This window comes from Pseudomonas sp. SH10-3B, from assembly GCF_019891415.1.
In the GTDB taxonomy this organism is placed as follows: domain Bacteria; phylum Pseudomonadota; class Gammaproteobacteria; order Pseudomonadales; family Pseudomonadaceae; genus Aquipseudomonas.
Genome location: NZ_JAFLXD010000003.1, coordinates 111974 through 133405, shown reverse-complemented (window position 1 = coordinate 133405; position 21432 = coordinate 111974). Strand labels below are relative to the sequence as shown.

At 62.5% G+C, this 21432-nt stretch carries 16 protein-coding genes and 1 pseudogene; 14 read left to right on the top strand and 3 right to left on the bottom strand.

Annotation, left to right across the window (positions count from 1 at the left end):
* Positions 1 to 49: 49 nt before the first annotated feature.
* Complete coding sequence (locus J1G35_RS03685) at positions 50 to 1312, top strand: sensor histidine kinase (RefSeq protein ID WP_223013698.1); 1263 nt, start codon at positions 50 to 52, stop codon at positions 1310 to 1312.
* The gene (locus tag J1G35_RS03680) at positions 1309 to 1935 is read left to right on the top strand and encodes a response regulator transcription factor (RefSeq protein WP_053138574.1); all 627 of its coding nucleotides are present in this window, start codon (positions 1309 to 1311) and stop codon (positions 1933 to 1935) included. The genes J1G35_RS03685 and J1G35_RS03680 overlap by 4 nt, the downstream gene beginning before the upstream one ends.
* Before the next feature lie 34 nt (positions 1936 to 1969).
* Here J1G35_RS03680 and J1G35_RS03675 read toward each other — a convergent pair whose 3' ends face one another.
* Both J1G35_RS03675 and exaA read right to left on the bottom strand, forming a co-directional pair.
* Positions 1970 to 2617 carry a pentapeptide repeat-containing protein gene (locus tag J1G35_RS03675; protein WP_223013565.1) on the bottom strand — a complete coding sequence of 216 codons (648 nt, stop codon included), beginning with the start codon at positions 2615 to 2617 and terminating at the stop codon, positions 1970 to 1972.
* 88 nt (positions 2618 to 2705) lie between these two features.
* Complete coding sequence (exaA, locus tag J1G35_RS03670; RefSeq protein WP_223013563.1) at positions 2706 to 4598, bottom strand: quinoprotein ethanol dehydrogenase; 1893 nt, start codon at positions 4596 to 4598, stop codon at positions 2706 to 2708.
* A gap of 255 nt (positions 4599 to 4853) precedes the next feature.
* On the opposite strand from exaA, the gene pedF reads away from it, so the two are divergent.
* The 12 genes and pseudogenes from pedF to J1G35_RS03610 all read left to right on the top strand — a co-directional run bounded on the left by pedF (position 4854) and on the right by J1G35_RS03610 (position 20483).
* The gene (pedF, locus tag J1G35_RS03665; protein WP_027606205.1) at positions 4854 to 5315 is read left to right on the top strand and encodes a cytochrome c-550 PedF; all 462 of its coding nucleotides are present in this window, start codon (positions 4854 to 4856) and stop codon (positions 5313 to 5315) included.
* A 3-nt stretch (positions 5316 to 5318) separates the two neighbouring features.
* Complete coding sequence (locus J1G35_RS03660; protein WP_223013561.1) at positions 5319 to 6194, top strand: transporter substrate-binding domain-containing protein; 876 nt, start codon at positions 5319 to 5321, stop codon at positions 6192 to 6194.
* A gap of 9 nt (positions 6195 to 6203) precedes the next feature.
* Positions 6204 to 6953: a quinoprotein dehydrogenase-associated SoxYZ-like carrier gene (locus J1G35_RS03655; RefSeq protein ID WP_092490238.1), complete on the top strand. Its 750-nt coding sequence runs from the start codon at positions 6204 to 6206 to the stop codon at positions 6951 to 6953.
* A pseudogene (locus J1G35_RS03650) lies at positions 6952 to 7242 on the top strand (MBL fold metallo-hydrolase); the annotation flags it as partial. The gene J1G35_RS03655 and the pseudogene J1G35_RS03650, both read left to right, overlap by 2 nt.
* Positions 7243 to 7368: 126 nt before the next feature.
* Positions 7369 to 9144, top strand: coding sequence for a PQQ-dependent methanol/ethanol family dehydrogenase (locus tag J1G35_RS03645; protein ID WP_065926993.1), 1776 nt, complete (start codon positions 7369 to 7371; stop codon positions 9142 to 9144).
* A 121-nt stretch (positions 9145 to 9265) separates the two neighbouring features.
* Positions 9266 to 10786 (top strand): aldehyde dehydrogenase family protein, encoded by a 1521-nt coding sequence (locus tag J1G35_RS03640; RefSeq protein WP_223013559.1) that lies wholly within the window; start codon positions 9266 to 9268, stop codon positions 10784 to 10786.
* A 239-nt stretch (positions 10787 to 11025) separates the two neighbouring features.
* The gene (gene pqqA, locus J1G35_RS03635; protein ID WP_010209364.1) at positions 11026 to 11097 is read left to right on the top strand and encodes a pyrroloquinoline quinone precursor peptide PqqA; all 72 of its coding nucleotides are present in this window, start codon (positions 11026 to 11028) and stop codon (positions 11095 to 11097) included.
* Positions 11098 to 11238: 141 nt separating this feature from the next.
* Positions 11239 to 15555: an RHS repeat-associated core domain-containing protein gene (locus J1G35_RS03630; RefSeq protein ID WP_223013557.1), complete on the top strand. Its 4317-nt coding sequence runs from the start codon at positions 11239 to 11241 to the stop codon at positions 15553 to 15555.
* Between the two features lie 22 nt (positions 15556 to 15577).
* Positions 15578 to 16024 carry a hypothetical protein gene (locus J1G35_RS03625; RefSeq protein WP_223013555.1) on the top strand — a complete coding sequence of 149 codons (447 nt, stop codon included), beginning with the start codon at positions 15578 to 15580 and terminating at the stop codon, positions 16022 to 16024.
* A gap of 383 nt (positions 16025 to 16407) precedes the next feature.
* A complete protein-coding gene (ercA, locus tag J1G35_RS03620) occupies positions 16408 to 17571 on the top strand; it encodes an alcohol dehydrogenase-like regulatory protein ErcA (protein ID WP_053138554.1) in 1164 nt (387 codons plus the stop codon).
* Positions 17555 to 18925: a hybrid sensor histidine kinase/response regulator gene (locus J1G35_RS03615; protein ID WP_223013553.1), complete on the top strand. Its 1371-nt coding sequence runs from the start codon at positions 17555 to 17557 to the stop codon at positions 18923 to 18925. Before ercA ends, J1G35_RS03615 begins: the two co-directional genes overlap by 17 nt.
* A gap of 79 nt (positions 18926 to 19004) precedes the next feature.
* A complete protein-coding gene (locus tag J1G35_RS03610) occupies positions 19005 to 20483 on the top strand; it encodes a DASS family sodium-coupled anion symporter (protein WP_223013551.1) in 1479 nt (492 codons plus the stop codon).
* Between the two features lie 121 nt (positions 20484 to 20604).
* On the opposite strand, the gene J1G35_RS03605 is transcribed toward J1G35_RS03610, so the two are convergent.
* Positions 20605 to 21417: an oxidoreductase gene (locus J1G35_RS03605; protein ID WP_223013549.1), complete on the bottom strand. Its 813-nt coding sequence runs from the start codon at positions 21415 to 21417 to the stop codon at positions 20605 to 20607.
* Between the last annotated feature and the right edge of the window lie 15 nt (positions 21418 to 21432).

Genomic DNA, 21432 nt, shown 5'->3' with positions numbered 1-21432 from the left:
TCTTCACAGGAGTGACACGAGCATGCGCGTCTTCACCACCCGGCCCGGCCTGTCGGCCCTGTGGCGTATCAACCTGTGGGTGTGCGGCTTCTTCGCCCTGGTGACCTGCGCCTGCACCGCGCTGTTGCTGCACCAGGCCCTGGCCGATGTGGAGCGCGAGCTGCAATCGGCCGAAGCGGTGGTGCACTACCTGAGCGAAACCGCCGAGCGCGACCCGGCCAGCCTGCAACCCCACCTCACCGCGAGTTTGCGCCATGTACGTGTGCGCTGGCTGGCGAGCGGCGACACCACGCAAGCGCCGGCCCCGGACGGGCTGGACGCCTGGCTCGGGCGCCTGCTGTTTGCCGAGGCGCGCCGCAGTGCCCAGGTGCTGGACTTGCCGGACGGTCGGCGCGTGTCCATCGCCGTTGACCCACGGGATGAAATCGACGAGGTCTGGGACTCCCTGCAACAACTGCTGGGCCTGTGCGCCCTGGCTTTGGCGCTGAGCCTGTTGACCATCCGTTGGGCGGTGCGCCATGGCATGGGCGTGCTGGATGAATTGCTGCGCGCGCTGCAACAGGTGTGCGCCGGCCAGCTCAACGTGCGCCTGCGCAGTCAAGGCGCGCCGGAAGCACGCCAGTTGGCGCTGCACTTCAACCGCATGACCGACGCCCTGGAGCAGGCGCGCACCGATAACACTCTACTCACCCAGAGCCTGCTGGCGGTGCAGGAGCAGGAGCGCACCCACCTGGCCCAGACCCTGCACGATGACCTCGGCCAATACCTGGCCGGCATTCGCGCCCAGGCCTGCCTGTTGCGTCTGGTCACCGATCAGCCGCATCTGCTGGCGTCCACCGTGGCGCAATTGGAGGATCACTGCGAGCACTTGCAGCAAGGCTTCAGGGCGCTGGTCCACGATCTCTATCCGGTAGCCCTGCAACACCTGCCGATGGCCGAGGCGTTTTCGATGCTGGTCACGCAGTGGCAGGCCAGCCACGGCATTCCCTGCCACCTGCAAGTCAGTACGAACCTGCCGCTGTTGCCCGGCGCCAGCAAGACCCATCTGTACCGCCTGCTCCAGGAAGCCCTGACCAACATCCTGCGACATGCCGACGCCAGCCAGGTGCACGTGCGCCTGCAACATCGCGGTTCGCGCCTGCGCCTGTGGGTGCGCGATAACGGTCGCGGTGCACAAACGCCCCAGCGGCCGGGTGTGGGCCTGCATTCGATGGCCGAACGCGCCCGCTGCCTGGGCGGCGAATTGAAGATCATCAGCCAGCCCGGCGCCGGCTGGGCGTTGGCGTTGAACATGCCGTTGGAGGCTTCATGAATATTCTGTTGGTGGATGACCACGCCGTGGTGCGCCAGGGCTATGCCAGCCTGCTGCGTGCGCTGCTGCCGGCTGTTGAAGTGCGCGAGGCGGCCAGCGGTGAAGAAGCGTTGAGCCGGGTCCAGGAAGCACTGCCGCACCTGGTGATCATGGACTTCGGCCTGCCGGGCATCAGCGGCCTGGAAACTACCCGGCGCCTGCGCCAGCGCCTGCCGCAACTGCGCGTGCTGTTTTTCAGCATGCACGACGAGTTGCCCCTGGTGCGCCAGGCTTTGGAGGCGGGCGCCTCGGGATACCTGACCAAAAGCTCGGCGCCCGAGGTGCTGATCGAAGCGGTGCGGCGCATCCTCGACGGCCACGCCTACATCGAACAGGCGCTGGCCACAGAATTGGCCTACACGCCCCGCGACCAGCGCATGCAGGGCATGACCCCGCGCGAGCTGGAAATCTTCCTGATGCTGGTCAAGGGCACGCCCACCCGAGCGATTGCCGACCAGCTGAATATCAGCAGCAAGACCGTGTCCAATCACCTGACCTTGCTCAAGAGCAAATTGCAGGTGAGTTCCCATGCCGAGCTGGTGCACTTGGGGATCGACATGGGGGTGGTGCGGGTGGTTGGATAAGCGGGTGTGCGCACATCCACTGAGGGAGGGGGGGCTAGCGATCCCAGGTGGTGGGGCAGTCGATGCAGCCTTCCATATTGGCATCCTGGAAGTTCGCGTAGTGCTGGCGGCTGCCGGTGAGGGTGGCCTGTTCCAGGTTGCTTTCGCCAAACTTGGCTTCCTGCAGATTGGCATCGCTGAGGTCGGCACCTTGCAGGTCGGCCTTGCTCAACCAGGTCATTTCCAGGTCGGCCGCGCGCAGGTTGGCCTTGTGCATTTTTGCCCCGGACAACCGCGCAAATTGCAGGTAGGCCGCGCTGAGGTTGGCGTTTTCGAACTGCGCGCCTTGGGCGAACAGCCCCCAACCCTGGATCGCCATCAGCGTGGCGCCGCTGAAGTTGGCCAGGCGCAGGTTGGCCTGTTGCAGGCTGGCGCGGGTCAGGTTGGCGCCTTGCAGCTGGGCCTTTTCCAGGTTGGCCAGGTCGAGGTTGGCATGGCGCAGATCCGCCTCGCGCAGGTCGGCGCCGGCCAGGTTCATCTTGCTCAAGTCCTGGTTGCGCAGGTTGGCGCCCTTGAGGTTGGCGCCGGGGCATTGGCTGTGTTCGGCGATGGTGCAGCCGTTGATGATCAGCGGCGTGTCGTCGCCGTCGTCGGCGTGCGCCATGGGCAGGGAGAGCAAGAGTAACAAGGGTAGGTAATTCATCATGCAACCTCTGGGGATCCTGTGGTGAGCGGGCTCGCCACAGGGGAACCCGCTTGCCACAAAAGGCGGCCCGGCATTCTCGCTGGGGTTATTTTTGCGCGGTCTTGTTATCCCAACTCGGGATCTTGAACACCCAGAACGACCCGCCTTGCGCCACCGGCTTGGTCAGTTCAGCCATGTCGCCGCCCCACAACGGCACCGCGCCGCCATAGCCGACGGTCACGCCGACATACTGCTCGCCATCCTGCTCCCAGGTGATCGGCGGCGAGACGATGCCGCTGCCGGTCTGGAACTTCCACAGCTCTTTGCCGGTTTTTGCGTCAAAGGCTTTGAAGAAACCGTCGCCCGTACCGGTGAACACCAGGTTGCCCTTGGTGGCCAACACGCCGGCCCACAGCGGCAGGGCTTCCTTGTGCTCCCACACCACTTTGCCGGTGGTTGGGTTCATCGCGCGCAGGGTGCCGACGTGGTCGTCATACATGCGCTTGATGCGAAAGCCCATGCCCAGGTACGCCGAGCCCTTCTTGTAGTTGACCTCTTCGGTCCAGTATTCCTCTTTCCATTGGTTGCCCGGGATGTAGAACAGGCCGGTGTCCTGGCTGTAGGCCATGGGGTTCCAGTTCTTGCCACCCAGGAACGGCGGCGAGACTTCCACCGGTTTGCCTTTGGTTTCACCCGGCAATGGCTTGGCCGGGCGCTGGCCTTCGTTCTCCACCGGACGTCCGGTCTTCAGGTCGATATGGCTGGCCCAGGTGATGTTGTCGACAAACGGGAAGGCGTTCTGCAGCTTGCCGTTGTTGCGGTCCACCACGTAGAAGAAACCGTTGCGGTCGGCGTGACCGGTGGCCTTGACCACTTTGTCGTCCTTGTCCTTGTAGTCGAACAGCACCAGCTCGTTGTTGCCGGAGAAGTCCCAGGCGTCGTTCGGGGTGTGCTGGTAGAACCACTTCACTTCGCCGGTGCTTGGATCGACGCCGACCTGACCCGAGGTGTAGAGGCTATCGAAGTCGTGGGGGTTGCCGTCCTTGGCGGTGCGCGCCCAGGTGTTCCACGGGCCAGGGTTGCCGGCGCCGACGATGATCGTGTTGGTCTCGGCATCGAAGCTCGCGCTCTGCCAAGGGGCGCCACCGCCGTGGCTCCAGGCCTCGACCTTGCCGGTTTCGGTGGTCGGGTCATCCGGCCACGAAGGGGCCTTGACGTTGCCGGTGGTGGTGCTGTCCTTGCCGTTGAGGCGGCCCATATGGCCTTCCACGAACGGACGCATCCACACTTCTTCACCGGTGTCGGGGTCGCGGGCAAACAGCTGGCCGACCACACCGAATTCATCGCCGGAGCTGCCGTGGATCAGCAGCACCTTGCCGCTGACCTTGTCTTTGATCAGCACCGGGGCGCCGGTCATGGTGTAGCCGGCGGCGTGGTCGCCGAACTTCTTGTTCCACACCACTTTGCCGGTGTTTTTGTCGAGGGCGATCAGGCGTGCGTCGAGGGTGCCGAAGTAGATCTTGTCGCCGAAGATCGCCGCACCACGGTTGACCACGTCACAGCACGGGCGAATGTTGTCGGGCAGGCGGTGGTTGTAGGTCCACAGGCGCTTGCCGGTCTTGGCGTCGAGGGCGAACACCCGGGAATAGGAGCCGGTGACGTAGACCACGCCGTCGCTGACGATGGCCTGGGATTCCTGGCCGCGTTGCTTCTCATCGCCGAACGAGTAGGACCAGGCCGGGGTGAGCTTGAACACGTTCTTGTCGTTGACCTGGGCCAGCGGGCTCCAGCGCTGGGCGTTGGTGCCCATGCCGTATTGCAGCACGTCTTTGGTGGTCAGGTGGTCGTTGGCGATGTCTTCCCAGGTGACATTGCGCGTCGGCTTGGCAGGTTCGGCGGCCGCGAACGTTACGGCACTGAGGGACAGGCTGCCCACCAGCAAAAAGGCTTGCACGGCAAGGCTTAAAGGTGAGCGGGCGGGTAGCGATCTTATTGTCATGGTTGCAGTTCCCAGTGGAGGTTTTGGCCTGCACAGGGTGGAACGCCGGGGCGCCGGGCGGATACGGAAAAAGTCCCGCTGTGGCCGGGAAGACTTCCCGAGGCGCCACTGTTTTAGGCGTGCCCCACAAGCCCTACTACCAAGGGAGGAGAGGGCGGCCACCAAAGCAGCATACGGCCCATGCCCCGGGGTTTCTAAGATGGTTGCCATAGCCTCTGCAATGAGGTTTTGCGTGCAATCCTGAGGGCAAAAATAATGACAACAAAACACAATGCCTTGCTCGTCGCCGGGCTGTTGGTCGGTGTGATCGCCGGGGGCTCCGCCTGGGCCCATGGCAACGTGGTCCCGCAAGCGGTGGAAACCAAGGGCCTGACCTCGATCAAGGACGCCGGCGTGCCGGTCAACGAAGACGGCTGGGCGGCGGTCAATCCGTACCGCACCTCGCCTGAACACGATCGGGCCGTGGAGATTGGTTCGTCCGCCTATAACCAGAACTGCGCCGCCTGCCATGGCCTGGAAGCCAAGTCCGGCGGTATCGCCCCCGACCTGCGCATGCTCGATGTGGGCGAAGCCGGTGATGAGTGGTTCGTCGAGCGCGTGCGCCATGGCGCAGTGCGTGACGGTCGCGTGTACATGCCGAAAATGGCCGACTACCTGAGCCAGGAAGCCTTGTGGGCCGTGCGCACCTACCTGGACAGCGTGCACGTCGAGGAGTAAGCCATGCGTCTGTTCGCTTATGTGCTTGGCCTGGCCCTGCTGTGTTGCCAGCCGGCACAGGCGCAGGTGCGCAGCTATGACCAGATGATCGCTGCCGGCGAAATCAAGGTGGCGGTGTACAAGGACTTTGCCCCCTACAGTTTCGAAGACGGCGCCACCGCGCGCGGGGTCGACGTGGAACTGGCCCAGGCCCTGGCCACAGCGCTGGGGGTACGGCTCACGTTGATCTGGGCGCCGGCCGGCGAGAAGCTCGACGACGACCTGCGCGACTACATCTGGCGTGGCAGCCAGTTGCACAACCAGCAACTGGCCGACCTGATGATGCGCGCGCCCTACGATCGCGATTACGCGCAAAAGCGCAACGACCAGGGCGAACTGGAAAACGGCCATGTGGTGATGTTCGGGCCGTACCAGAACGAACAATGGCAGGTGGCCTACGACCGTCGGCGCCTGGACACGGTTGCCAGCGTGGCGGTGTTCGAGCAGCACCCGATTGGCGTCGAAGTCGACAGCGTGCCGTCGTTCTACCTCACCTCGGTGTTCAACGGCATGCTCGCCGCCAAGACCCATCACTACCCCGACGTCCCCCAGGCCTTTGCGGCGATGAAAGCCGGTGAGGTCGATGCGGTGATGGCGATGCGCGGCGAAGTCGATTGGCAGGTGCACGAGGCCCACGACCCGCAACTGGCCCTGGCCGAAAACGCCTACCCGAACATGGGCAAGCAACGCTGGGAGATCGGCATGGCGGTGCACGAGAGCAATCGCCAGTTGGCCTACGCGGTGGAAGAGGCGCTGGAAGGCCTGATCCGTGACGGCGCGGTGCAAGCCATCTATGCCCGTTACGGCCTGCAGTACGAAGTGCCCGAGATGTATCAATAGGAGCAGGCGATGAACTGGCGACTGAGCTGCATCCTGGCGTGCTGGCTGCCGCTGGCGGCGCACGCCGTGGAGGTCGACCCGGTGCCGTCGGTGATGTGGGCCTTCTATCACAAGCAGTTCCTGGCCGAGGCGCCGTTCGTGTTCGACGACCGAGTCAAGCTGCTCGCGCCGCCGTTCGCCGAAGATGCGCGCCAGGTGCCGCTGGAAATCGACGCCCGCGCCTTCAACGGCCATGTGGTGAAAATCCTCGCCTGGGCCGAGCTCAACCCATTACCGAAAATCGTCGACTTCCAGCCCAAGGCCGGCGTGCTGCCGTGGCTGTCGCTGCGGATTCGTATCGAGCAGGCCACGCCGTTGCGTGCGGCGGTGCTCACCGATGACGGCCTGTGGCATGTGGGCTCGACCCTGATCGACGCGGCCGGTGGCGGCTGCACCGCGCCCAGCGTGGTCCGCACCCAGCCGGGCTGGGAAGAGCATATCGGCGAAGTGCTCGGTGGCCGTTACCCGCGTGGCGAGTTCAGCCGCGTACGTGTGCAGGTGGCGCACCCGATGGACAACGGCATGGTCAGCGGCATCCCCGAGTTTTTTATCAACCACGCGCAACTGCGCGGCCAGGACGGCCAGGTGCTGGCTGATCTTGAGCTGTTCCCGGCGGTCAGCGAGAACCCCAACCTGGCCTTCGACATCGACGCGCCGGGGCCCACCCGCCTGGTGTTGCGCGACAACAGCGGCAATGAGTTCGACGCGGCCATCCCCTGACCTCGGCACCCTGCAAGGCTTGCCCTGGACCCTGATCGTGCCCGGCCATGGCCCGGTGGCCAGCGACGCGCAGCCCTTCACACAGATGCGCGACTACCTGACCTGGCTCGATCAACTTTTGCGTGACGGCGCGGCCCAGGGCAGCGACATGGCCGAGATGATCCGCAGCCCCATCCCCGAACGCTTCGCCGCGATCAGCCTGAGCCGCTATGAGCTGATCCGCAGCGTCAGCCACCTGTACCCGCGATACGAGCGCGAACAGATGCAACGCGTGGATTCGGCGCGCTGACCCGCTACTAAGGAACTAGCAAACTCGATACTGCGGTCAATTGTGACAACTGCCCCTGCGCCCAAGAATCTGCACCAGACCGGGAAAATTTCCCGGGTATAACAAAAAACCGCAGAGGTAGCCGTCATGACCCAACCCGCACGTCGCCAACCCTTCGCCTTGAGTGTGTTGCTCGGTGCCATCCTGTTATCCGGCCAGGCCATGGCCTCGGTCACCGATGAGGACATCCTCCAGGACCCGAAAAACCCCGGGCAGATCGTCACCAACGGCCTCGGCGTGCAGGGCCAGCGCTACAGCCCCCTCGACACCCTGAACGTCGACAACGTCAAGGAACTGCGCCCGGTCTGGGCGTTTTCCTTTGGCGGCGAGAAGCAGCGTGGGCAACAGGCGCAGCCGATGATCAAGGACGGGGTGATGTACCTCACCGGTTCCTACTCGCGGGTGTTCGCGGTGGATGCGCGCACCGGCAAGAAGCTCTGGCAGTACGATGCGCGTCTGCCCGATGACATCCGCCCGTGCTGTGACGTGATCAACCGTGGCGTGGCGCTGTACGGCGACCTAGTGTTCTTCGGCACCCTCGACGCCAAGCTGGTGGCGCTGAACAAAGACACCGGCAAAGTGGTGTGGAGCAAGCAGGTCGCCGACCACAAGGAAGGTTACTCGATCAGTGCCGCGCCCCTGGTGGTCAACGGCAAGCTGATCACCGGCGTGGCCGGTGGCGAATTCGGCGTGGTCGGCAAGATCCAGGCCTATGACCCGAAAAACGGCGAGCTGCTGTGGAGCCGCCCGACGGTCGAAGGTCATATGGGTTATGTCTACAAGGACGGCAAAGCCGTGGAAAACGGCATCTCCGGCGGCGAGGCGGGCAAGACCTGGCCGGGGGATCTGTGGAAAACCGGCGGCGCGGCACCGTGGCTGGGCGGCTACTACGACCCAGAAACCAACCTGCTGCTGTTCGGCACCGGCAACCCGGCGCCGTGGAACTCGCACCTGCGCCCCGGCGACAACCTCTACTCGTCCTCGCGCCTGGCGCTGAACCCGGACGACGGCACCATCAAGTGGCACTTCCAGAGCACGCCCCACGACGGCTGGGACTATGACGGCGTCAACGAGCTGATCTCCTTCAACTACACCGAAGGCGGCAAGGAAATCAAAGCGGCAGCCACCGCCGACCGCAACGGCTTCTTCTACGTGCTCGACCGCACCAACGGCAAGTTCATCCGTGGCTTCCCGTTTGTCGACAAGATCACCTGGGCCACCGGCCTGGATAAGGACGGTCGGCCGATCTACAACGAAGCCAGCCGCCCAGGTGCGCCGGGCAGCGAAACCAAGGGCACCTCGGTGTTTGTCGCGCCGGCGTTCCTCGGTGCGAAGAACTGGATGCCGATGGCCTACAACCGCGACACCGGGCTGTTCTATGTGCCATCCAACGAGTGGGGCATGGACATCTGGAACGAAGGCATCGCCTACAAGAAGGGCGCGGCGTTCCTTGGCGCCGGCTTCACCATCAAGCCGCTGAACGAAGACTACATCGGCGTGCTGCGCGCCATCGACCCGAAGACCGGCAAGGAAGTCTGGCGCCACAAGAACTTCGCGCCGCTGTGGGGCGGGGTGCTGACCACCAAGGGCAACCTGGTGTTCACCGGCACGCCGGAAGGTTTCCTGCAAGCATTCAACGCCAAGACTGGCGAGAAGGTCTGGGAGTTCCAGACCGGCTCCGGCGTGCTCGGCTCGCCTGTGACCTGGGAAATGGACGGCGAACAGTACGTCTCGGTGCTCTCCGGCTGGGGCGGCGCCGTGCCGTTGTGGGGCGGTGAAGTGGCCAAGCGCATCAAGGACTTCAACCAGGGCGGCATGCTCTGGACCTTCAAGCTGCCCAAAGAGCTGGTCGCCAAACACTGAATCTACGACCAAATGACAAGCGCCCCCCTGCCAACGGCGCATTCGCCCGGCAACGGGGGCTCTTTACTATCGGGTCATCGCCTGTTGACCGACAGGCCCGGACCCAGACAGAGGCTTTAACATGATCTACGCACAACCTGGCACCCCTGGCGCCATCGTCAGCTTCAAGCAGCGCTACGGTAATTACATCGGCGGCGAGTTCGTCGCGCCGCTCAGCGGTGAGTACTTCACCAACACCTCGCCGGTGACCGGTGAAGTGATCGCCGAATTCCCGCGCTCCAACGCCGCCGATATCGAAAAGGCCCTCGACGCTGCCCATGCTGCCGCCGACGCCTGGGGTAAGACCTCGCCCCAGGATCGCTCGCTGGTGTTGCTGAAAATCGCCGACCGTATCGAGCAGCACCTCGACGTGCTGGCCGTGACCGAAAGCTGGGACAACGGCAAGGCCGTGCGCGAAACCCTCAACGCCGACGTGCCCCTGGCCGCTGACCACTTCCGCTACTTCGCCGGCTGCATTCGCGCCCAGGAAGGCGGCGCCGCCGAGATCAACGAACACACCGCGGCCTATCACTTCCATGAGCCATTGGGCGTGGTCGGGCAGATCATTCCGTGGAACTTCCCGCTGCTGATGGCCGCCTGGAAACTCGCCCCGGCCCTGGCCGCCGGTAACTGCATCGTGCTCAAGCCGGCCGAGCAGACGCCGCTGTCGATCATGGTGTTTGCCGAGTTGATCAATGACCTGCTGCCACCGGGCGTGCTGAATATCGTCCAGGGCTTTGGCCGCGAAGCCGGGGAGGCGCTGGCCACCAGCAAGCGCATCGCCAAGATTGCCTTTACCGGCTCGACCCCAATCGGTGCGCACATCATGCATGCGGCCGCCGAGAACCTCATTCCCTCCACCGTGGAACTGGGCGGCAAGTCGCCGAACATCTTCTTCGAAGACATCATGCAGGCCGAGCCGCAGTTCATCGAAAAAGCCGCCGAAGGCCTGGTGCTGGCGTTCTTCAACCAGGGCGAAGTGTGCACCTGCCCGTCGCGGGCGCTGGTGCAGGAGTCGATCTACGACGACTTCATGAAAGTGGTGATGAAGAAGATCGTCAAGATCAAGCGCGGCAACCCGCTGGACACCGAGACCATGGTCGGCGCCCAGGCGTCCGAACAGCAATACGACAAGATTCTGTCCTACCTCAAGATCGCCCAGGAAGAGGGCGCCGAGCTGCTCACCGGCGGCGCGGCCGAGCGCCTGGAGGGCGACCTGTCCAGCGGTTACTACATCCAGCCGACCCTGCTCAAGGGCCACAACAAGATGCGTGTGTTCCAGGAAGAAATCTTCGGCCCGGTGGTGGGTATCACCACCTTCAAGGACGAAGCCGAAGCCCTGGCGATTGCCAACGACAGCGAATTCGGCCTCGGCGCCGGGCTGTGGACCCGCGACATCAACCGCGCCTACCGCATGGGCCGGGCGATCAAGGCCGGCCGCGTGTGGACCAACTGTTATCACCTGTACCCGGCGCATGCGGCGTTTGGCGGCTACAAGAAATCGGGCGTGGGGCGTGAGAACCACAAGATGATGCTGGATCACTACCAGCAGACCAAGAATTTGCTGGTGAGCTACGACATCAATCCATTGGGTTTCTTCTGATTCCAACTTGAAATGCAATCAAGTGTGGGAGGGGGCTTGCTCCCGATAGCGGTATGTCAGTGGCATAAATGTTAACTGACCCACCGCCATCGGGAGCAAGCCCCCTCCCACATTTTGATCGGCATACACCCGCTACCAATGCAGGCGCCGCTTCGTTCGAAAGTAGCATTCGCACCCCCATCCCCCCATGCATTAATGCCCTTACCGGAATCTTCCGGCACAACAAGAGGACTCTCCCCATGTGGACCAAACCCGCCTTCACCGACCTGCGTATCGGCTTCGAAGTGACCATGTACTTCGCCAGCCGCTGATCCATCTCCGGCCAGCCTCGCGCTGGCCGGTGCTCAACTGGTCTTTGGGATCAGTCCTACAATTCCCTCGGAAAGTCTCACCTGAGCAAGGACACAATCGCGTGATTTGATCCTGGTCTTTTCAGACACGGATCGTTACGCATGACTGACACGCTGTGGGCCGCCCGCGAGGGTGACGCGCTTCTGCACAGTTCAATGCTCGCCGACGTGTTAGGCGGCGTCCTGGAGATTGCCGCCAACGTGGCCGTGACGGCCTTGGCGACAGCCGCTGTTGTTGCCGCAGCCGGCTTCACCGTGGCAACGGGCGGCCTTGGCTGCGTTGTACTGGGCGCCGTCGTGGGGGTGGTGGTCGGCGTCGGTATGAGTCAAACCGGCGCGGATAAAGGCCTCTCACGATTATGTGAGTACTTTGCCAATGCGCTGTTCCCTCCGGTCATCGACGCCTTCATCAGCAGCGGTTCGCCCAACGTCTTCATCAACGGGAAACCCGCTGCGCGGGCGGCCGGCAAACTCTCGGATGTCATCGCGGCGCCAAGTGGTGAGCCGTCTTATCTGGATATCGCCGAAGGCTTTTTCTCTCAGCTATGGTGCCCTACGGTGGCCGCCCCGGTGGCCGCCGCTGTGCCTTGTCCTGCCGATAAGGTCGACTGCAATAAACACCCGCCAATGCCGGAGCAATACCTGGCGGAGGGCTCCAGCCGGGTCTTTATCAATGGTCAGCCCGCCGTGCGCAGTGGGGATCGGAGCACCTGCGAAGCCAAGGTCGGAAACGTACAGATTTCGCCGAATGTGATCATCGGTGGCGCGCCCTTGGTGGTGCGTGAGATTCGCAGCGGCAAGACACCGGGCGTGGGGTTGGCGGTGACGGCGTTGCTGACGTTGCGCGGCGGTGGCGCGAAGTTCTTCAGCAAGTTGCCGTGCATGGCGGTGGGCGGGATGGTGTCGTGGGGCAGCAGCCAGGTAAGTAATGCGGTGACTGCGGCGGTCGCGGGTTCGCCCAACCCGGTGCACAGCGCCACGGGCGCGAAGATCCTCGACGGTGAAGACGACCTGGACTTTGCTTTGCCAGGACTGCTGCCGATCGAGTGGCAGCGCTATTACTGCAGTAGAGATGAACGTCGTGACGGTCTGTTCGGCGCCAGTTGGAGCGTGGTTTATGAAGCCCGCGTCGACATTGGCGTGCATCCCGAAGGTGGTGAACGATTGGTCTACACCGATGAGCAGGCTCGCCAGATCGACATGGGCATGATTCCGCTGGGTGGTGCGGTGTTCAGTGCCGGAGAGGGGTTGAGCGTGCGGCGCCATAGCAACGGCCAGTTGCTGATTGAAAGTGTCGACGGGCGCTATCGGTTGTTCGAACCAACGCCAGGCAATCCGTCGCACCTGCGTCTGAGCCAGTTGGGGGATCGCAATGACAACCGTATCCTCCTCGACTATGACGCCCAAGGCCGCCTGAGCCAGTTACGCGATCCCTTCACCGATGTGCGAATCGAACTGGGCTACAGCCAGCAATGGTCCGGTCGGGTCGAGCAGATTGAACGCCTGTTCCCTGATCACAGCCGCGAAATCCTTGCCAGCTATGGCTATGACGATGATGGCAACCTGGCTGAAGTTCGCGACGCTACCGGGCATGTACAGCGCCGTTTCGCCTACGACAACGGCCAGCGCATGGTCGAGCACCAACGGCCCACCGGGCTACGTTGTTTTTACCAATGGGCGTGTGTGGAGGGCGCGGAATGGCGCGTGGTCCGACACTGGACCGACGAGGGCGACGACTACCAGTTCGACTATGACCTACACGCCGGAACCACGCGGATTACCGATGGCTTGCAGCGGGTCAGCATCCGCAGATGGAACCCGCAGTATCAGATCACCGCGTATACCGACAGCCTCGGTCAAACCTGGCAGTTTGAATGGAATGACGAGCGCCAGTTGCTCGGTGCCACCGATCCTCAGGGCGGTCGGTGGACGTTGGGTTACGACGCCTCCGGCAACCTGTGCGAGACGCAAGATCCGTTGGGGCGCGTTGAATCCACGGTGTGGCTGGAGCATTGGTCGCTGCCGCTGGTGGAGACCGATGCCGCCGGCCAAGCCTGGCAGTATCAATACGACCCGCGTGGCAACTGTGTCAGCGAAACCGATCCGCTGGGGCAGGTCACCCGCTATCGCTATGACGGGGTTGGCCAAGTGGTAGAAATCATCGACGCCGCGGAAAAGCGCAAAACCCTGCGTTGGAACGAAACCGGGCAGTTGATTGAGTACGTCGATTGTTCGGGCTATCCCACGCGCTTCGAGTACGACCGTCGGGGCCACTTGCATGTCGTGATCGATGCGGCGGGTGAGCGGCAGCGCTATCAACACGACAGCCAGGGCCGCCTGCTGCAAACCGAAAGGCCCTATGGGCATATCGAGCATTATCTGCGCGACACCAGCGGCCAGTTGATCGCCTACACCGATGCAGCCGGCCAGATCACCCGCTACCAATACGACCGCCGTGGGCAGGTCCGCCAGCGCGTCGATGCCCAAGGCCGACAGATCGAATTGCGCCACGACACCTACGGCCGCCTGCAAACCCTGACCAATGAAAACGGTGAGCGCTACCGCTTTGCCTGGGACCACGGTGACCGCCTTGCGCAGCAGCAAGACCTCGATGGTAGTGGCCGACGTTATGCCTACGATGCGCTGGATAACCTGGTTGCTGTCGAATATGTGCCTTCGAATGATGCGCCTTCTATCGTGCATCGCCTGGAGCGCGATGCAGCCGGGCGCTTGCGGGCGAAAGTGACCGATGATGGTCGCACCGACTACACCTACGATTTAGTCGACCAACTCACCGCCGTCAGCTTCACCGGCAATGACCAGACCACCCAGACCTTGGCCTTCGCCTACGATCCACTTGGCCAACTGCTCACCGAACACAGCGCTGCCGGCAGCCTGAACCACCACTACGACGAACTCGGCAACTTGATCCAGACGCAACTGCCCGACGGCCGCTGGCTCAATCGCCTGTACTACGGCAGCGGCCACCTGCACCAGCTCAACCTCGACGGCCACGTCATCAGCGACTTCGAACGCGACCGCCTGCACCGCGAAGTGCTGCGCACTCAAGGGCAGATCACCACCCGCAGCGAGTTCGACCGCTGCGGCCGATTACGCTCGCGTAAACGTAGCCCAACAGGCCAACCCCGGCAGCTGCCACCCTCCCAACAAAAAACCTTCGAATACGACCCGGCCGACAACCTCATCGGCCGCCTGGAAGAGAGCCGACGCCAACTGCTGCACTACGATGCGACCGGTCGGATTATCGCTACTCAGGACAACACGCAAGGTCAGCAGGAAACCTTCGCCTACGATGCGGCCGCCAACTTGCTGGATGGGCCCCAGCCTGGCGCCGGATTAGTGAGGCACAACCAGTTGTTGACCTATCAGGACAAGCGCTACCGCTACGACGGCTTTGGTCGGCTGATCGAAAAACGTAGCACCCTCAGAGGCTTGCAACGCTTCGCCTACGACGCTGAACACCGCCTGATCGAAGTGCATAGCCAGAAAAGCGGGCGAGAAACGCGGGTAAAAATGCGCTATGACCCACTCGGCCGACGTATCAGTAAAACCGAATACGACAGCCACGGTTATCCGCAGGGCGAAACCCGCTTCGACTGGGACGGCCTGCGCCTGTTGCAGGAACATCGGTATAGCCAGACCAGCCTCTACCTCTATGAAGACGACGGCTACGCGCCGCTTGCCCGAGTCGACGGAAAGGGCGAACACCAGCGCGTGCGCTATTACCACAACGATCTGAATGGGCTGCCGGAACAGCTGACGGAAGCCGACGGAAACAACGTGTGGCACGCGACTTATCGGGTGTGGGGCAACACGCTGGAGGAGGTGCGCGAGCCTTACTACATTGAAGAACAGAACCTGCGGTTTCAGGGGCAGTATCTGGATCGGGAGACGGGGCTGCACTACAACACGTTCCGGTTTTATGACCCGGATGTGGGGCGGTTTACGACGCCGGATCCGGTTGGGTTAGCGGGGGGGCTGAACCTCTATCAATATGCGCCGAATCCGTTGGGCTGGATCGATCCCTGGGGCTGGAAATGTTGGGGCACCGCAAGAAAAGGTGTTTGGAAAGACGCTGCAGCCAAAGCTCCACCTGGAAAATATTCTTCTAGAAACCTAGCACGGATGTCGGAAGGTAAAGCGCCTAGAATGAGGGTCGAAGTTCGTTATCGTGACAGTGCGAGGAATAGGCGACTCGGCCGTGTCGGCAAGACCAAAGTGATTGATGTTCCGATGGAGCTGAATCATCAATACATTCCTCAACGAGCTCGATCAAACGTTGCTCACGAGGAGTGGAACCTGACCAAAGCTACGCCGTGGGAGCATGAGTCTATGGATAAATATCGCCATACCGGTTGGGACTTGGTGAGAGTGGTGAAAACCACAGGGCAATGGTAACGCACACTTGGAAGGAGGGGACATGAGTGAGTTGACTGATTTTCACGTTTTCTGGGGCGCGGCTATGGCTGTTGCTGAAAAGAAATCCGCCTCGATGGAGGCCGATGGAGCCGAGGATTTCGCCCAACGGCTTTACGATGAATACGTTGAGCAGGGCGCGCCAAAGAATAAAAAGAAATGGCTAGCTGAACGGTTGGAAAATGAATTTCTCTGTTTAAAAGAGAGCCCTGTATGGGTGGGGGAGCCGGCATGGTTGTACCATCAGGGTCAACCTATGGTTTTTTTACATCAATTTTCAGTTTTACTTTCAGCACAGCACATCAAAGAAAAAATCTCTCTTGGCGACACCGTTTACGTGTTTGGCGCAAAACATCGTCTCAAAAGGCCGGCAGAGGATACTTGGACTGATATATATCGCACCGCCGTTCAAACGTTTGACGGCGAAACTACAGTGGAAATTCTGGCGTAGGCTGTATTGAAAAGCGCTAGCCAAAGAAGACCAAGGGGAAGAATAATGGGGACAGCTTTTATTAAAATATTTTTAATTCAAATAGATCTGTCTCCTTTATGCCATGGGGCAACACGCTGGAGGAGGTGCGCGAGCCTTACTACATTGAAGAACAGAACCTGCGGTTTCAGGGGCAGTATCTGGATCGGAAGACGGGGCTGCACTACAACACGTTTCGGTTTTTATGTTCCGGATATGGGGCGGTTTACGAAGGCGACGTCTATGTTGGCGTTCGCACAAGCGCGATGGTCGTATTGGGAATGACCCTTTGGTCTGATTGCATTCGCTCCCGAATGGGTTAGTGTGAAGCGCATCTCCCAAAAATAATAACAACAGGCTTTCCAATGAGCCCCAATCTGAGCCTCCTGCGTAAATTCGTCTCGCCTGAAATCATCTTCGGTGCCGGCTGCCGGCACAACGTCGGTAACTACGCCAAGACCTTTGGTGCGCGCAAGGTGCTGGTGGTCAGCGACCCCGGGGTGATCGCCGCCGGTTGGGTCGCGGATGTGGAAGCCAGCCTGCAGGCCATCGGCATCGACTATTGCCTGTACAGCGCCGTATCGCCTAATCCGCGTGTCGAAGAAGTGATGCTCGGCGCCGAGGTGTACCGGGAAAACCATTGTGATGTGATCGTGGCCATCGGCGGCGGCAGCCCCATGGACTGCGGCAAGGCCATCGGCATTGTGGTCGCCCATGGGCGCAGCATTCTTGAGTTCGAGGGCGTGGACACCATCCGTGTGCCGAGCCCGCCGTTGATCCTGATCCCCACCACCGCCGGCACGTCGGCGGATGTCTCGCAGTTCGTGATCATTTCCAACCAGCAGGAACGCATGAAGTTCTCCATCGTCAGCAAAGCGGTGGTGCCAGACGTGTCGCTGATCGACCCGGAAACCACGGCGAGCATGGACCCGTTTCTGTCCGCCTGTACCGGCATTGACGCGCTGGTGCATGCCATCGAGGCGTTCGTGTCCACCGGCCACGGCCCGCTGACCGACCCCCATGCGCTGGAAGCCATGCGCCTGATCAACGGTAACCTGGTGCAGATGATCGCCAACCCCGGTGACATTGCCCTGCGCGAGAAGATCATGCTCGGCAGCATGCAGGCCGGCCTGGCGTTCTCCAATGCGATCCTCGGCGCGGTGCATGCCATGTCCCACAGCCTCGGCGGGTTTCTCGACCTGCCCCATGGTTTGTGCAACGCGGTGCTGGTGGAACACGTGGTGGCGTTCAACTACAACTCGGCGCCGGAGCGCTTCAAGGTGATTGCCGAGACCTTTGGCATTGACTGCCGGGGGCTCAACCATCGGCAGATTCGCGGGCGGCTGGTGGAGCATCTGATTGCGCTGAAGCACGCCATCGGCTTCCACGAAACCCTCGGCTTGCATGGGGTGCGCGTGGCGGATATTCCGTTCCTGTCCCAGCATGCGATGCACGACCCGTGCATCCTCACCAACCCGCGCGAGTCGAGCCAGCGTGATGTCGAGGTGGTGTATGGCGAAGCGCTCTGACGACCAGCAACAGGCCCTGGCCGGGCTGTTGGGCCTGGGCAATCATTCGGCGCGCAAGAGTCACTACCCGGAACTCACCGCGCGCCTTGATGAGCTGGAGGCCGAGCGCAACCGCTATATCCGTCTCAACGATGAGCTGGAGCAGCGGGTGGCGGCGCGCACCGATGAGCTGCTGGAAGCCAACCGCAACCTGCAACAACAGATCGCCCAGCGCGAGCAGGTCGAGCAGGAACTGCGCGATGCGCGCGACGCCGCCGAAGCTGCCAACCGCAGCAAGGACAAATACCTCGCCGCCGCCAGCCATGACCTGCTGCAACCGCTTAACGCGGCGCGGCTGCTGATCTCGACTCTGCGCGAACGCAACTTGCCCAGCGTCGAGCAGGTGCTGGTGGAACGTACGCACCAGGCCCTGGAAGGCGCCGAGGATTTGCTCACCGACCTGCTGGATATTTCGCGGCTCGACCAGGCGGCGGTCAAGCCCGATGTGGCGCTGTATCGCCTGGATGAGCTGTTTGCGCCGCTGGTCTCGGAGTTCCAGTCGGTGGCGTTGGCGGCCGGGCTGAACCTGCGCGCGCGTACCGGCCATTATGCGATTCGCACCGACTTGCGCCTGGTGACGCGGATTCTGCGCAACTTTCTCAGCAACGCCTGCCGCTACACCGACGAGGGCTGCATCCTGCTCGGCGCGCGCCGCCGTGGCGATCGCCTGCGCCTGGAGGTGTGGGACACCGGGCGTGGCATCGCGGCCGACCGGCTGGAGGCGATCTTCCTTGAGTTCAACCAGCTCGACGTCGGCCGTGCCTCCGACCGCAAAGGCGTGGGGTTGGGACTGGCGATTGTCGAGCGCATTGCCGAGATCCTCGGCTATCCGGTGGCGGTGCGGTCGTGGCCGGGGCGTGGCTCGATGTTCAGTATCGAGGTGCCCATCAGCGAAGAGATGCCCCTGGCGATCAGCCAACTGCCGGTGCTACCGACCACGGGCAACCCGCTGCCGGGGCGGCGTTTGCTGGTGATCGACAACGAGGTGAGCATCCTCGACAGCATGCGCGCGCTGCTGGCGCAGTGGGGCTGTGAGGTGATCACCGCCACCGACCAGGCCGGGGCGTTGCTGGCGTTGCAGGGCAGGGCGCCGGAGCTGATCCTCGCCGACTACCACCTCGACCATGGGGTGGTGGGCTGTGCGGTGGTCAAGCACTTGCGCGAGCATTTCGCGCAGAACATCCCTGCCGTGATCATTACCGCCGACCGCACCGACCAGTGCCGCCGCGCGCTGCGCCGCCTGGACGCGCCGTTGCTGAACAAACCGCTCAAGCCCGGCAAGTTGCGGGCGGTATTGAGTCAGTTATTGACCTAGGGACTTGATACCCGTCAACACCCGTTGCGGCGCTTTGCCCCATGCTGTGGGCCTGATTCAGAGCCTGACGGAGCCCGCCATGAACGCCCCCGCAACAACCGCAGCATCCTTCAAGTTGCCCCTGGGCCTGGTGATCGGCGTGTTGGTGATGGTCGGCGTGCTGCTGTTGCCGCTGCCCGCCGATCTGCCGGTGGCCGGGCAGCGCATGCTGGCGATCCTCGCGTTTGCCGTGGTGGTGTGGATCACCGAGGCGGTGTCCTATGAGGCCAGCGCGATCATGATCACCTCGCTCATGGCGTTTTTGCTCGGCACGGCGCCGTCGCTGCAAGACCCCACGCACCTGATCGGCTCCAGCCCGGCCATCAGCATGGCGCTCACCGGTTTTTCCAACCCGGCACTGGCGCTGGTGGCGGGCGCGTTGTTCATTGCGGCGGCCATGACCCACACCGGCCTGGACCGGCGCATCGCGCTGGTGACTCTGACCCGCGTCGGCACCAGCACCCGCGGCATTCTGCTGGGGGCGATTGCGGTGACCATCCTGCTCAGCCTCGTGGTGCCCAGCGCCACTGCGCGCAGCGCCTGTGTCGTGCCGATCATGATGGGCGTGGTCGCCGCGTTTGGCGTGGACAAGCGCTCCAACATCGCCGCCGGCCTGATGATCGTGGTGGCCCAGGGCACCAGCATCTGGAACGTCGGCATCCAGACCGCCGCCGCGCAAAACCTGCTGACCGTGGGCTTTATGGACAAGATGCTCGGCCAGCGCGTGTCGTGGATCGACTGGCTGATCGCCGGCGCGCCGTGGGCGGTGATCATGTCGGCGGTGTTGCTGTTCCTGGTGATCAAGCTGCTGCCGCCGGAAACCGACAGCATCCCCGGTGGCAAGGAGGCCGTGGCCCAGTCCCTGGTGGACATCGGCCCGATGACCGGCCCGCAGAAACGCTTGCTGACGGTGTCGGTGTTGTTGCTGTTGGCATGGGCGACGGAAGGGCGCCTGCACCCTTTCGACACCACCTCGACCACCTACGCCGGGCTGGTGTTCCTGCTGCTGCCGGGGATTGGGGTGATGACCTGGAAGGATGTGCAGTCGCGCATTCCATGGGGCACGGTGATTGTGTTTGGCGTGGGCATCAGCCTCGGTACCGCGCTGCTGACTACCCAGGCCGGGCAATGGCTGGGCTCCCAAGTGGTGGCGCACACCGGCCTGGATCAGGTCGGGCCGTTGGGGGTGTTTGCGATCCTGGGGGCGTTTTTGATAGTGATCCACCTGGGCTTTGCCAGCGCCACGGCGCTGACCTCGGCGCTGTTGCCGATCTTGATTGCGGTGTTGCAGACCTTGCCCGGGGAGTTCAACCGGTTGGAGATGACCATGCTGCTGGGGTTTGTGATGAGCTACGGGTTTATCCTGCCGATCAATGCGCCGCAGAACATGGTGTGTTTGGGGACCGGGACGTTTACGGCGCGGCAGTTTGCCAAGGTGGGGATTTTGGTGACGTTGATCGGGTATGGGTTGATGTTGGTGTTTGCGGCGACTTATTGGAGTTGGTTGGGCTGGATCTGATTTGGAGTGTGCTTCTGGATGCACATGAGATCCAATGTGGGAGGCCGCTGAATCCCCGACTCAGCGCTGTCGCACGGCAAACTGGAACCCCCGCTCGCCACAAGTCTGCACCTCTTGTGATTCAAACCGGCAGGCGAAATTGCTTACGCAAGGCCTTGTCGAAGAACCCCGCAGGGGCGAAGCGGCGCAGCAGGCTGATTTGTCGTGCGGCCTTGCCAGCCGTGTAGCGAGGCTGAGGGTGGATGTCGGTCGCGGCTTTGACCACGACTGTCGCGACGACGTCTGGTCGGTCGGCTTTCGGCACCACCTCGGCCAGCAGTGCCTTGAATCCGGCTCGGGGTTGATCGTAGGTCTTCAGCGGCGAGTCTGGCTCAATACCGTTTTGATCGAAGACGGTACGCACGAATGCGGGCTCGATGACCGAGACGCGAATATTGAAGGCACGCACCTCGTGGTCAAGGGATTCGGAATAGCCTTCCAGCGCGTGCTTGACCGCCGAATAATGAGCGGAGTAGGGCGCGGGGATTACCCCTAGAATCGATCCGATATTGATGATGCGCCCCTGGCCACGCTCTCGCATTGCCGGGAGTACCGCATTGGTCATGCGGATGACGCCGAACAGATTGACGTCGAACAGTGCCTGTACCTGTGGGAGCGAGAATTCTTCAGCGCCGCCCAGCAGGCCGATGCCGGCATTGTTGACCAGCAGATCGATCCGCCCGGTCTGTGCGAGCACGGTGGAGACGAGCGCACTGACAGAGGCGTCGTCTGTCACGTCGCAGGTGAGCATGGACACCGGCGTTGAGCTGGCCCCCGCCTTCCGACTCGTGCCAAATACCCTATACCCTGCACGCGCCAATGCTTCAGCAGTTGCTTGACCAATACCGGATGAGGCACCGGTGACTATCGCGGTTTTTTCGGAAGGTGTTTTCATTTGATGTTCCGCCGG

Coding starts and splice junctions, on each gene's coding strand:
- J1G35_RS03630 (WP_223013557.1), top strand. CDS start 11,239: ATGACTGACACGCTGTGGGCCGCCCGCGAGGGTGACGCGCTTCTGCAC.
- J1G35_RS03610 (WP_223013551.1), top strand. CDS start 19,005: ATGAACGCCCCCGCAACAACCGCAGCATCCTTCAAGTTGCCCCTGGGC.
- pedF (WP_027606205.1), top strand. CDS start 4,854: ATGACAACAAAACACAATGCCTTGCTCGTCGCCGGGCTGTTGGTCGGT.
- J1G35_RS03605 (WP_223013549.1), bottom strand. CDS start 21,417: ATGAAAACACCTTCCGAAAAAACCGCGATAGTCACCGGTGCCTCATCC.
- J1G35_RS03660 (WP_223013561.1), top strand. CDS start 5,319: ATGCGTCTGTTCGCTTATGTGCTTGGCCTGGCCCTGCTGTGTTGCCAG.
- exaA (WP_223013563.1), bottom strand. CDS start 4,598: ATGACAATAAGATCGCTACCCGCCCGCTCACCTTTAAGCCTTGCCGTG.
- J1G35_RS03625 (WP_223013555.1), top strand. CDS start 15,578: ATGAGTGAGTTGACTGATTTTCACGTTTTCTGGGGCGCGGCTATGGCT.
- J1G35_RS03680 (WP_053138574.1), top strand. CDS start 1,309: ATGAATATTCTGTTGGTGGATGACCACGCCGTGGTGCGCCAGGGCTAT.
- J1G35_RS03615 (WP_223013553.1), top strand. CDS start 17,555: ATGGCGAAGCGCTCTGACGACCAGCAACAGGCCCTGGCCGGGCTGTTG.
- J1G35_RS03655 (WP_092490238.1), top strand. CDS start 6,204: ATGAACTGGCGACTGAGCTGCATCCTGGCGTGCTGGCTGCCGCTGGCG.
- ercA (WP_053138554.1), top strand. CDS start 16,408: ATGAGCCCCAATCTGAGCCTCCTGCGTAAATTCGTCTCGCCTGAAATC.
- J1G35_RS03675 (WP_223013565.1), bottom strand. CDS start 2,617: ATGAATTACCTACCCTTGTTACTCTTGCTCTCCCTGCCCATGGCGCAC.
- J1G35_RS03645 (WP_065926993.1), top strand. CDS start 7,369: ATGACCCAACCCGCACGTCGCCAACCCTTCGCCTTGAGTGTGTTGCTC.
- J1G35_RS03640 (WP_223013559.1), top strand. CDS start 9,266: ATGATCTACGCACAACCTGGCACCCCTGGCGCCATCGTCAGCTTCAAG.